At 72.3% G+C, this 11833-nt stretch carries 10 protein-coding genes; 7 read left to right on the forward strand and 3 right to left on the reverse strand.

Features of this window, described 5'->3' with window-relative positions; genetic code table 11:
• Positions 1-127 precede the first annotated feature (127 nt).
• Positions 128-1033, forward strand: a complete 906-nt coding sequence (locus ACFY5B_RS26470; protein ID WP_389973468.1) for an SDR family oxidoreductase — start codon at positions 128-130, stop codon at positions 1031-1033.
• Between the two features lie 6 nt (positions 1034-1039).
• Here ACFY5B_RS26470 and ACFY5B_RS26475 read toward each other — a convergent pair whose 3' ends face one another.
• Both ACFY5B_RS26475 and ACFY5B_RS26480 read right to left on the reverse strand, forming a co-directional pair.
• Entirely contained in the window at positions 1040-3436 is a 2397-nt protein-coding gene (locus ACFY5B_RS26475; RefSeq protein ID WP_389973376.1) for a SpoIIE family protein phosphatase, read from the reverse strand.
• Positions 3437-3548: 112 nt separating this feature from the next.
• Positions 3549-4244: a GntR family transcriptional regulator gene (locus ACFY5B_RS26480; RefSeq protein ID WP_389973379.1), complete on the reverse strand. Its 696-nt coding sequence runs from the start codon at positions 4242-4244 to the stop codon at positions 3549-3551.
• Between the two features lie 95 nt (positions 4245-4339).
• Between ACFY5B_RS26480 and glyA the strand changes: the two genes are divergently transcribed.
• The 5 genes from glyA to ACFY5B_RS26505 are packed head-to-tail and all read left to right on the forward strand — an operon-like array spanning position 4340 to position 10582.
• Complete coding sequence (glyA, locus tag ACFY5B_RS26485; protein ID WP_389973382.1) at positions 4340-5638, forward strand: serine hydroxymethyltransferase; 1299 nt, start codon at positions 4340-4342, stop codon at positions 5636-5638.
• Complete coding sequence (locus ACFY5B_RS26490; protein ID WP_389973384.1) at positions 5635-6855, forward strand: sarcosine oxidase subunit beta family protein; 1221 nt, start codon at positions 5635-5637, stop codon at positions 6853-6855. Before glyA ends, ACFY5B_RS26490 begins: the two co-directional genes overlap by 4 nt.
• 13 nt (positions 6856-6868) lie before the next feature.
• Positions 6869-7150 carry a sarcosine oxidase subunit delta gene (locus ACFY5B_RS26495; protein ID WP_389973387.1) on the forward strand — a complete coding sequence of 94 codons (282 nt, stop codon included), beginning with the start codon at positions 6869-6871 and terminating at the stop codon, positions 7148-7150.
• The gene (locus ACFY5B_RS26500) at positions 7147-9987 is read left to right on the forward strand and encodes a sarcosine oxidase subunit alpha family protein (protein WP_389973389.1); all 2841 of its coding nucleotides are present in this window, start codon (positions 7147-7149) and stop codon (positions 9985-9987) included. Before ACFY5B_RS26495 ends, ACFY5B_RS26500 begins: the two co-directional genes overlap by 4 nt.
• Positions 9980-10582 (forward strand): sarcosine oxidase subunit gamma, encoded by a 603-nt coding sequence (locus tag ACFY5B_RS26505; RefSeq protein ID WP_389973392.1) that lies wholly within the window; start codon positions 9980-9982, stop codon positions 10580-10582. Before ACFY5B_RS26500 ends, ACFY5B_RS26505 begins: the two co-directional genes overlap by 8 nt.
• Positions 10583-10618: 36 nt before the next feature.
• Here the strand turns inward: ACFY5B_RS26505 and ACFY5B_RS26510 are convergent, their stop codons facing one another.
• On the reverse strand, positions 10619-11245 hold the full coding sequence (locus ACFY5B_RS26510) for a LysE family translocator (RefSeq protein WP_389973395.1): 627 nt from the start codon (positions 11243-11245) through the stop codon (positions 10619-10621).
• 111 nt (positions 11246-11356) lie between these two features.
• Here ACFY5B_RS26510 and ACFY5B_RS26515 point away from each other — a divergent pair, with 111 nt between their 5' ends.
• Positions 11357-11809 carry an Lrp/AsnC family transcriptional regulator gene (locus tag ACFY5B_RS26515; protein WP_344464719.1) on the forward strand — a complete coding sequence of 151 codons (453 nt, stop codon included), beginning with the start codon at positions 11357-11359 and terminating at the stop codon, positions 11807-11809.
• The last annotated feature ends 24 nt before the right edge of the window (positions 11810-11833 follow it).

Consider the following 11833-nt stretch of genomic DNA (forward strand, 5'->3'; position numbering starts at 1 on the left):
GGACACCGCGCCCCGTTCCGGACGGCAAGGGGCATGCCTGCCGCCGTGGTGGGAACGCGGGGCGGGCAAGGACGGCGTGGCCGGTGAGCCGAGCCACGCCGTGGACGACACCGGCAAAGGGGAAGTTGTGCAGCCCGAGCAGGAAAAGTCCGCACCCCAGGTCGTGTCCGAGCCGGACCCGCCCTACGACTCCGACAAGCAGCAGCGGCCCGGCCGGGAGGCCGAGATGCGCAGCAAGCCGCGCTACCGGGCGAGCCGGTACCGGGCGAGCGGGAAGCTGGAGGGGAAGACCGCGCTGATCACAGGCGGCGACTCCGGCATCGGCCGGGCCGTCGCCCTGCTGTACGCGCGCGAGGGTGCCGACGTCGCCGTCGTCCACCTGCCCGAGGAGCAGGTGGACGCCGAGCGCGTGCGCGGGGAGGTGGAGGAGCAGGGCAGGCGCTGTCTGCTGCTGCCCGGCGACCTCACCGACCCGGAGTTCTGCCGAGCGGCCGTCGAACGGACGGTGGCGGAACTCGGGGGCCTGAACATCCTGGTGAGCAACGCGGCCTACCTCAACAGCAAACTGGAACTGGAGCAGTTGACGGCTGACGACTTCGACCTGACGTTCAAGACGAACGTCTACGCGTACTTCCACCTGCTCATGGCCGCCCTGCCGCATCTGGAGCCGGGCGACGCGGTCATCGCCACCGCGACCGAGGAGGCCCTCAAGGGCAGCACCACGATGATCGACTACGCGGCGTCCAAGGCCGCGCTGATCACGCTGACGAAGTCCGTCGCCGTGCACCTGGCCAAGCGGGGGGTGCGCGCCAACGTGGTCGCTCCGGGCCCGACCTGGACGCCTCTCAACGAAGCGGATCCGCACATGCCGCCGGACGGGCTCGCCCACATCGGCAGCGAGGCGCCGCTGGAACGCGCGGCCCAGCCCGAGGAGATCGCGCCGACGTACGTCTACCTCGCCTCCGACGCCGACTCCAGTTACACCGTCGGCGAGGTCATCGCGGTGACCGGCGGCATCGTCGACACGCGGTAGCCCGGTTCACACCCCGGCGGGCAGGGGCTGTTCCGCCCAGATGGTCTTGCCCGTGGCCGTCTGGCGGCTGCCCCACCGCTCGGCGAGCTGGGCGACGAGCAGCAGTCCCCGCCCGCCCTCGTCGAAGACCCGGGCCCGGCGTAGATGCGGCGCGGTGCTGCTGCCGTCGGACACCTCGCAGATGAGGGTCGCGTCGCGGATCAGCCGCAGCTCGATGGGGGCGCCGCCGTACCGCAGCGCGTTGGTGACCAGTTCGCTGACGATGAGTTCCGTAGCGAACTCCGCCTCCGTGAGCCCCCATTCGGCCAGCTGCTCACCCGCCATCCTGCGCGCCCGGGCCACGGCCACGGGGTCCGGCGGCAGCTGCCAGGTGCGGACCTTCCCGGCGTCGAGCATGGTCGTCCGCGCCAGCATCAGCACGACGTCGTCGTCGGGCCGGCCGGTCAGCAGCGTGCGCAGCACCTGCTCGCAGGTCTCCTCCAACTCGCCCATGGGGCTGCTCAGTGCCTCTCTCAGCAGGGCGGTACCGACGCCGATGTCATGCCCGGGCGCCTCGAGCAGGCCGTCGGTGTAGAGGGCGAGCAGGCTGTTCTCCTCCAGCTGGATCTCGGAGGCCTCGAACGGCAGGCCGCCCAGGCCCAGCGGCGGCCCGGCCGGCAGGTCCAGGAACCGCACACCACCGTCGGGCGTGACCAGCGCGGGCGGCGGATGCCCGGCGCGGGCCATGGTGCAGCCGCGGGACACCGGGTCGTACACGGCGTACAGGCAGGTGGCGCCGACCTGCCCCGGCGTCTCCTCCGCCCCGCGCGCCTGCGGGCCCTCCTCCCGGTCGAGCCGGATGACGAGGTCGTCCAGCTGGGTGAGCAGCTCGTCGGGGGCGAGATCGACATCGGCGAGCGTGCGTACCGCGGTCCGCAGGCGGCCCATCGTGGCCGACGCGTGGATGCCGTGGCCGACCACGTCGCCCACCACCAGAGCGACGCGGGTGCCGGACAGCGGGATCACGTCGAACCAGTCGCCTCCGATGTCCGCACCGGACCCGGTCGGCAGATAGCGGTAGGCGATGTCCACCGCCGCCAGCTCCGGAAGCCGCTCGGGCAGCAGGCTGCGCTGCAGCGCCAGCGCCGTGCGGCGTTCCCGCGTGAAGCGGCGGGCGTTGTCCACGCTCACAGCGGCCCGGGCGACGATGTCCTCCGCGAGCAGCAGGTCGTCCTCGCTGAACGCGTCAGGGTTCCGGTGGCGCAGGAAGTGCACCATGCCCAGGGTCACGCCCCGGGCGCGCAGCGGCACCATCATCACCGAGTGGATCAGGTACCTGGACACGGTCTCGGCGCGGGCGGGGGAGGACTCGAGCCACTCCATGAGATCGGGGTCCCCCGGCTGGTGCCGGGCGCCCCGCTCGGCGGCGAGGGTCCGCAGCGGAAGCGTCCCCACCGGGTAGCGGATCACACCGCCCGGCGCCACCACCGACTCCGGGCAGCCTTCCAGCACCGACCGCTGCGCGCTGCGGCACAGCATGACCGGCGTGTCCGGCGGCAGCGGCCCCGGCTCGTCGCCCCGGGCCACGGACTCCAGCAGATCCACGGTGACGAAGTCCGCGAACCCCGCGGTGACGGCCACCTCCGCCATCTCCTCGGCCGTCCGGGTCACGTCCAGGGTGCTCCCGATCCGCAGACTCGCCTCGTTGATCACCGCCAGCCGCCGTCGGGCCCAGGACTGCTCCGTGGTGTCGAACACGGTGGCCGACATGCCCTGGACCGTGCCGGTCTCGTCCTTCAGCGGTGACAGGAACATGGACCAGGCGTGCGGCCGGGTCTCGCCCGGGGCCTTGGCGTGCTCCTCGTGGAAGATCATCTCGCCGGTGCGCAGGACCTCCCGCTGAAGGCGGTCATAGGTGTCGAAGGGCGGGTTCGGCTCGATCTCCCAGAGGGTCAGGCCCTTCATCTCCTCCTCGGACCTGCCCATCACCTCCGTCATGATGTCGTTGGCGCCGACCAGCCGGGCATCCCGGTCGTAGACCGCCACCGGCACGGGGAGCTGGGCGAGCGTGAGGTCCCACAGGGGCAGGGGCCCGTGCGCGGCCCGCGGGTACGCCGGCACGCTGCCGGTCACGAGCCAGAGCCGCCGTCCCTCCGCGTCCCGCAACGGCGTTCCCCGCAGCCGGACCACGACCCGGTTGCCGTCCCGGTGCCGCAGCGCCACCTCGCCGGACCACGGCCGGCCCTCGGCCACGTGCCGCCGCGTGGATGCGGGGAGGTCGCTGGTGAGCAGGTCGGTGACGGGCCTGCCCACGAGTTCGGCGGGTTCGTGTCCGAGCAGGCGGCGGGCACCGTCGCTCCACACCATGATCACCCCGCCGGCGTCGACGACGACCGCCAGGTCCTCCGGTACGCGTCCCTGCACGGTGCCTCCGGATGTACCGCACCTGCCTACTCGGTCCCTGCACCCGATTGTCCCGCTGCGGGCTCGCTGAGGCTCGTCTGCCGGGAGGCGCCACTGTGACCGACGCGTACGGTCAGATCGCCGCGCGGATCGCCTGCTCGAAACCCTCGACGTGTTGCCGGGCGAGGCGCGCCGCCCGCTCCGGCTCACCCGCGACGATCGCCTCGATCAGCGGCCCGTGCTCCTCGACGTGACCCGCCATGTCCGCCAGGCGGTCGAGGAACAGGCACCAGATGCGGGTGGCGAGGTTGTCGTGCCGGACGAGGGTGTCCTCCAGATAGGGGTTGTGCGCGGCGGCGTAGACCGCGCGGTGGACCTGGAGGTCCAGGTGCATCAGCCCGCCGGAGTCCTGCCGGGCGGGGCCCACGCTCTCCAGCTCACGCCGCAGCGCCGTCAGGACCTCCCGGTCCACCGCCGTGGCGCGGCGCGCGGCCTGGGCGGCGGCCAGGGGTTCCAGCTGCTGGCGCACCTCGGAGATATGGGCGAGGTCGGTGATGTTGACCTCGGTGGCGAAGGTGCCGCGGCGGGGGTACGTCGTGATCAGACGCTCGTACTGGAGCCGCTTCAGCGCCTCGCGCACCGGAGTCCGTCCGACGCCGAGGGACTGCGCCAGCTGCTCCTCGTGGATCGGCGCGCCCGGCCGGATCTCGAGCATCACGAGCCGGTCGCGGATGGCACGGTAGGCACGCTCGGCGAGGGACAACTCCTCGCCGCCGGGCTCTGTGCTCCGGGAGTTCCCGCTGGTGGGCTCGGTCGCCAGCTGCTGCATTAATGCCCCCTTGACCTGTCCGGCGAGCTCCCATACCGTACCGCAGAGCCTGATATATCAGTTGCGCATTAGTTGGCTCCCAGGATGGTGCACTTATGGCAACCAGCCCGTCGACCAGCACACTCGCGTCCCCCCTCGCCCTCCCGCTCAGCGAACTGGACCCGGACGTCGCCACCGCCGTACGGGCCGAACTGCACCGGCAGCGGTCGACGCTGGAGATGATCGCCTCGGAGAACTTCGCCCCGGCCGCGGTGCTGGAGGCCCAGGGCTCCGTCCTCACCAACAAGTACGCCGAGGGCTACCCGGGCCGCCGCTACTACGGCGGCTGCGAACACGTCGACGTCGTCGAGCGGCTCGCCGTCGACCGGGTGAAGGGGCTGTTCGGGGCCGAGGCCGCGAACGTCCAGCCGCACTCGGGGGCCCAGGCCAACGCGGCGGCGATGTTCGCGCTGCTGGAGCCGGGCGACACGATCCTCGGCCTCGACCTGGCCCACGGCGGCCACCTGACCCATGGCATGCGGCTCAACTGCTCCGGCACGCTGTACGACGTCGTGCCCTACCACGTGCGCGCATCCGACCTGCGCATCGACATGGACGAGGTCGAGCGGCTCACCCTCGCCCACCGGCCGAAGATGATCGTCGCCGGCTGGTCGGCCTACCCGCGACAGCTGGACTTCGCGGCGTTCCGCCGGATCGCCGACGCGGTGGGCGCGTACCTCCTGGTCGACATGGCGCACTTCGCCGGTCTGGTCGCCGCGGGGCTGCATCCGAACCCCGTGCCGTACGCCGACGTCGTCACGACCACCACCCACAAGACCCTCGGCGGCCCCCGCGGCGGCGTGATCCTCAGCCGGTCCGGTCTCGCCAAGCAGATCAACTCCGCGGTCTTCCCCGGTCAGCAGGGCGGCCCGCTGCAGCACGTGATCGCGGCGAAGGCGGTGGCCTTCAAGGTGGCGGCGGGAGAGGAGTTCAGGGAGCGCCAGCAACGCACCCTGCACGGCGCCCGCGTCCTCGCCGGGCGGCTGCTGGCCGACGACGTGGCGGAGGCCGGGATCACCGTCCTGACCGGTGGTACCGAGGTCCACCTGGTCCTCGTCGACCTGCGGAACTCCGCGCTCGACGGGCGGCAGGCCGAGGACCGGCTGCACCGCGTCGGCATCACCGTCAACCGCAACGCCGTGCCGTTCGACCCCCGTCCGCCGATGGTGTCGTCGGGCCTGCGCATCGGCACCCCCGCCCTGGCCACGCGCGGCTTCGGCGCGACGGAGTTCCGGGAGGTCGCCGACATCGTCGCCGAGGCCCTGAAGGGCGAACGGCCGGACGACGGCCTGCGCGAGCGGGTCGGCGCACTCGCCACCGCCTTCCCCCTCTACGCGGACGGAGCCCCGGCATGACCGCACAGCCGCTGCCGGAGCACCCGGACTTCCTCTGGCGCGATCCCGAGCCGCGCTCCTCGTACGACGTCGTCATCGTCGGCGCGGGCGGCCACGGCCTGGCCACCGCCTACTACCTGGCGAAGAACCACGGCATCACCGACGTCGCGGTCCTGGAGAAGGGCTGGCTGGCCGGCGGCAACATGGCCCGCAACACCACGATCATCCGCTCCAACTACCTCTGGGACGAGAGCGCCGCGATCTACGAGCACGCGCTCAAGCTGTGGGAGCGGCTCCCGGAGGAGCTCGACTACGACTTCCTGTTCAGCCAGCGCGGTGTCCTCAACCTCGCCCACACCCTCCAGGACGTCCGCGAGGGCATGCGCCGGGTGAACGCCAACCGGCTCAACGGAGTCGACGCCGAGTGGCTCGAACCGGACCAGGCCGCCAAGGTCTGCCCCGTCCTCAACGTCTCGCCCCGCACCCGCCATCCCGTCCTCGGCGCCACCTTCCAGCCCCGGGCCGGCATCGCCAAGCACGACCACGTCGCCTGGGCGCTGGCCCGCCGCGCCGACGAGCTGGGCGTGGACCTGGTCCAGGGCTGCGAGGTCACCGGCTTCCTCAAGGACGGCGACCGGGTCGTCGGCGTCGAGACCAGCCGGGGCCGTATCCACACCGGCCGGGTCGGGCTCGCGGCGGCCGGGCACAGCAGCGTGCTGGCCGAACGGGCGGGCGTACGACTGCCGGTGCAGTCACACCCTCTGCAGGCGCTGGTCTCGGAGCTGCACGAGCCGGTGCACCCGACGGTCGTCATGTCCAACCACGTGCACGTCTACGTCTCCCAGGCCCACAAGGGCGAGCTGGTGATGGGCGCGGGTGTCGACTCCTACAACGGCTATGGGCAGCGCGGCTCCTTCCACGTCATCGAGCGGCAGATGGCCGCCGCCGTCGAGCTGTTCCCCGTCTTCGCCCGCGCGCACGTCCTGCGCACTTGGGGCGGGATCGTCGACGTCACCCCGGACGCCTCCCCGATCATCGGCCGCACCCCCGTCGAGGGCCTGTACGTCAACTGTGGCTGGGGCACCGGCGGTTTCAAGGCCACCCCGGCCGCCGGCTGGACCTTCGCGCACACCCTCGCCACGGGAGAGCCGCATCCGCTGAACGCCCCCTTCGCCCTGGAACGCTTCACCACGGGCGCCCTGATCGACGAACACGGCGCAGCGGCCGTGGCGCACTGAGGAGGACACCACCGTGCTGCTGATCACCTGCCCGTGGTGCGGCCCACGGGACGAGACCGAGTACCACTACGGCGGACAGGCCCACGTCCCCCACCCCGAGGCCCCGGCCGACCTCACCGACGAGCAGTGGGCCGCCTACGTCTTCTACCGCGACAACCCCAAAGGTCCCTTCGCCGAACGCTGGACGCACGCCACCGGCTGCCGCCGCTGGTTCAACGTCCTGCGCGACACCGCCACCCACGAGGTGCTGACCAGCTACCGGCTCGACGAGCCGCGCCCCGGAGGGACCCGATGACCGACCAGCGCTTCCGGCTCCCGCAGGGCGGCCGAGTCGACCGCGGCACCGTGCTGCGCTTCACCGTCGACGGGCGGGAGCTGACCGGGCACCCCGGCGACACCCTTGCTTCGGCGATGCTGGCGAACGGGCTCGTCGAGGTCGCTCCGTCGCTCTACCGCGGCCGCCCGCGCGGCATCGTCGCCGCGGGCGTCGAGGAGCCCAACGCCCTTGTACAGCTGGACGGCCCCTGTTCGGAGGGCATGCTGCCGGCCACGACCGTCGAGCTGTACGACGGCCTGGTCGCCACCACGCTCTCCGGGATGGGCCGCCTCGATGCGGCCCCCGACCCGGCCCTCTACGACAAGAAGTACGTCCACACCGACGTCCTGGTCGTGGGCGCGGGACCCGCGGGGCTCTCGGCGGCCGCCGCGGCGGCCGGTTCCGGCGCGCGGGTGATCCTCGTCGACGAGCGGCCCGAGCCCGGTGGTTCGCTCTTCCGCGACACCGAGTGGATCGCCGGCGTCCGGGCGGCCCTGGACGCCGCGCCCGAGGTCGTCGTCCTGCCCCGCACCACCGCTTTCGGCTCCTACGACGACAACTACGTGCTCGCCCTTCAGCGCCGTACCGACCACCTGGGTCCCGCCGCCCCCGAAGGCGTCTCACGCCAGCGGCTCTGGCACATCCGCGCCCGACAGGTGGTGCTGGCGACCGGAGCGCACGAGCGCCCACTGGTCTTCGCCGGCAACGACCGGCCGGGGGTGATGCTCTCCTCGGCGGTGCGGACGTACCTCAACCGGTACGCCGTGGCACCCGGTTCCCGGGTCGTCGTGAGCACGACCAACGACAGCGCCTACGACACGGTCGCCGATCTGCACACGGCCGGGATCGGCATCGCCGCCGTCGTGGACGCCCGGCCCGAACTGTCCCGGCGCGCCGCCGAGATCGCGGGGACGACCGGGGTGCGCGTGCTGACGGGCGGCACGGTCGTCGGCACGGCGGGCTCCGGCCGCCTCACCGGCGTCACCGTGCAGGCGCTCGACGCCGAGGGCCGGCTCGCCGGAGAGCAGTGGTCGTTCGACTGCGATCTGCTCGCCGTCTCCGGCGGATGGAGCCCGGTGGTGCACCTGCACAGCCAGCGGCAGGGCCGGCTGCGCTGGGACGAGGAACTGGTCGCCTTCGTGCCCGACGGTGTCGTGCGCGACCAGCAGGTCGTCGGTGCGGCACGCGGGACGTACGACCTCGACGGCTGCCGTGCCGAAGGGGCGCGGGCGGGCGCGCTGGCCGCGACGGAGGCCGGGTTTCCGGTCGCCGTACCGCCCGCGGGTGCGCGGCCCCCGGGCGGTCCGGCGCGCGCCCTGTGGCTCGTGCCCGGCCTCGGCGGCGAACCCGGCACCTGGGACAGCCACTTCGTCGACCTCCAGCGTGACGTCACCGTCGCCGACATCCGGCGGTCCACCGGAGCCGGCATGCGCGGCGTCGAACACGTCAAGCGCTACACCTCCCTCGGCACCGCCAACGACCAGGGCAAGACCTCGGGCGTCAACGCGATCGGCGTCATCGCCGAGGCGCTCGGCGGTTCACCGGGCGAGATCGGCACCACGGCCTACCGGGCGCCGTACACGCCGGTCGCCTTCGCCGCCCTGGCCGGGCGGGAACGCGGCGACCTGTTCGGCCCCGAGCGCACCACCCCCATCCACAGCTGGCACGTGGCACACGGCGCGGAGTTCGAGGACGTCGGGCAGTGGAAGCGCCCGCGGTACTACCCGCGGCCCGGTGAGGACATGGACGCCGCCGTGGCCCGCGAGTGCCGTGCGGCCCGTGAGGGGGTGGCCTTCATGGACGCCTCCACCCTCGGCAAGATCGAGATCCGGGGCGCGGACGCGGGCGAGTTCCTCAACCGCGTCTACACCAACGCCTTCAAGAAGCTGAAGCCCGGCACGGCCCGCTACGGCGTGATGTGCAAGCCCGACGGCATGATCTTCGACGACGGTGTGACCTTGCGTCTGGACGACGACCGCTACTTCATGACCACCACGACCGGGGGAGCGGCCGGAGTCCTGGACTGGCTGGAGGAGTGGCTCCAGACCGAATGGCCCGAACTCGACGTGTACTGCACCTCCGTGACCGAACAGTGGTCCACGGTCGCCGTCGTCGGCCCGAAGTCCCGGGAGGTCGTGGCCCGGCTCGCGCCCGGCGTCGACCTGTCCGCCGAGGCGTTCCCCTTCATGGCCTTCCGCGAGACGACCCTGGCCTGCGGGATCCCGGCCCGCATCTGCCGGATCTCCTTCTCCGGCGAACTGGCCTACGAGATCAACGTCTCGGGGTGGTACGGCCTGGCCGTCTGGGAGCGGGTGCACGAGGCCGGGCAACGGTACGGCATCACCCCGTACGGCACCGAGACCATGCACGTGCTGCGGGCCGAGAAGGGCTACATCATCGTCGGGCAGGACACCGACGGCACCGTCACCCCGCAGGACGCCGGCATGTCCTGGGTGGTCTCCCGGCAGAAGGACTTCATCGGCAAGCGGTCCTTCTCCCGCGCCGACACCGCGCGCACCGACCGCAAGCATCTGGTCGGTCTGCTGCCGTGCGACCGCACGACCCGGCTGCCCGAGGGCACTCAACTCGTGGCGCCGGACGTGTCCTTGACGACCACGCCGGTGCCGATGCTCGGCCACGTCACCTCCAGCTACCACAGCCCGGCGCTCGGCCGCCCCTTCGCCCTCGCCCTAGTCGCCGGCGGGCGGGACCGGATCGGCGAGACCCTGCTCGCCCCGGTGGGCGAGGACCTGGTGCCCGTCGAGGTGGCCGACTGCGTCCTCTACGACCCCGAAGGGACCAAGCGAGATGGCTGACACCGGTACCACGGCCCTGCGCAGCAGCCCACTGGCGCATCTTGCGGACCGGATGCGCGCTGCCACCGTCACCGGCGCCCGCGGCGTCACGCTGCGGGAGTTGCCGTTCCTCGGCATGGTGAACGTGCGCGTGGACCCCTCCTCCGCAGCGGCCGGCCGGATCGAGACGGCCCTGGGGGCGAAGCTCCCGCGCCGGTGCGGTGACACCACCGCCTCCGGTCACCGCACGGTCGTCTGGCTGGGCCCCGACGAGTGGCTCGTGCTGTCCCGGTCCGATGAGACCGCCGCGTTGCGGGAGGCGCTGGGGCAGGATCCCGGGTCGGTCGTGGACGTCTCCGCGAACCGCGCGACGCTGGAGCTCAGCGGACCGTCCGCCCGGCAGGTGCTGGAGAAGGGCTGCCCGCTGGACCTGCATCCCCGGTCCTTCGGCCCGGGCCGGGCGGTGTCGACCACGGTGGGTCCCGTCGCCGTCCTGCTCCGGCAGACCGACGACGCGCCGACGTACCACCTGCTGCCGCGCTCCTCGTTCGCCGACTACCTGGGGCGCTGGATCCTCGACGCGATGAGCGAATTCGGCGGACCGGAGGTGCGGTGAACTCCCTCCTCCCCGGCCGGGAGCCGCGCGGGCCCCTCAGCCGGCCAGGCGTTCCACCAGCAGGAACCCGCCGATGGCGATCATCATCGCGCCGGACACCCGGGTCACGGCCCGGGCCGCGGAGGGCCTGGTCCTCAGGACGGTGCGGGCGAGGACTCCGACGGTGAGGTAGACGACGGCGCAGGCGGTCATGTGCAGGGAGCCGAGCAGGCCGGTCTGGCCCGCGACCGGCCAGGCCCCCGCGGGGTCGATGAACTGCGGGAACAGGGAGAAGTAGAGCAGCAGGGCCTTGGGGTTGAGGCCGCTGATCCCGATCCCCCTGAGCAGGACCCGCGTGCGGGAGGACCCCTCGGTGCCCGCTTCCTCCGCGCCGGCCGTCAGGGCAGCCGGCTGCCGCAGCACCCCCCAGCCGAGCCACACCAGATAGCCGGCCCCGGCCAAGGTCAGCGCGGTGAGCAGCGTCCCCGAGCTCGCCACGATCACCACCAGTCCCGCCACGGCGAGCAGGGTGTAGCCCGCGTATCCGGCGACCAGTCCGGCGACGGCCGGCACGACCGACCGGTCCCGCAGACCGGCGGTGATCGCGTACGCCCAGTCCGCGCCGGGGGTGAATACCAGCAGGAGATCCACTGCCAGGAAGGCCGCCAGCGTGGTCGTGTCCATCGATCGTTCCCTCTCACGTGCTGTGGTGCGAGAGGAAGGCTAGGCCCGATCTGCCCGAAAGTGTTCCTTTCTTTTCTCCTTGATCGCATGATCTGGGGCAGAATCTTCTCCATGGATGCCATGGACCGGAAAATTCTTACCGAGCTGCAGTTGGACGGCCGTCTCACGGTCACCGAGCTGGCGGCGCGCGTGCGACTGAGCGTCTCGCCCTGCCACCGCAGGCTGCGCGATCTCGAACGCGACGGTGCCATCCGCGGCTATCGCGCGGTGGTGGACCCGGCCGCCGTGGGCCTGAACTTCGAAGCCCTCGTCTTCGTCACCATGCGCCTGGAGGACGCCGACACGGTCTCCGCGTTCGAAGAGGCGGTGGCCGCCGTCCCGCACGTGCTCCAGGCCCAGCGCCTGTTCGGCGACCCCGACTACCTCCTGCGCGTCGCCGCGACCGACCTGACCGCCTTCCAGCAGCTCTACGACCAGCAGCTCGCCCGGCTCCCGGGCGTCCAGCGCCTCAACTCCACCCTCGTCATGAAGCACGTCGTCGACGACCGGCCGCTGCCCGGGTGACGTAACCGGTGCGGGCCGCCGACC

The sequence above is a fragment of the Streptomyces sp. NPDC013187 genome (assembly GCF_042899705.1).
In the GTDB taxonomy this organism is placed as follows: domain Bacteria; phylum Actinomycetota; class Actinomycetes; order Streptomycetales; family Streptomycetaceae; genus Streptomyces; species Streptomyces hawaiiensis_A.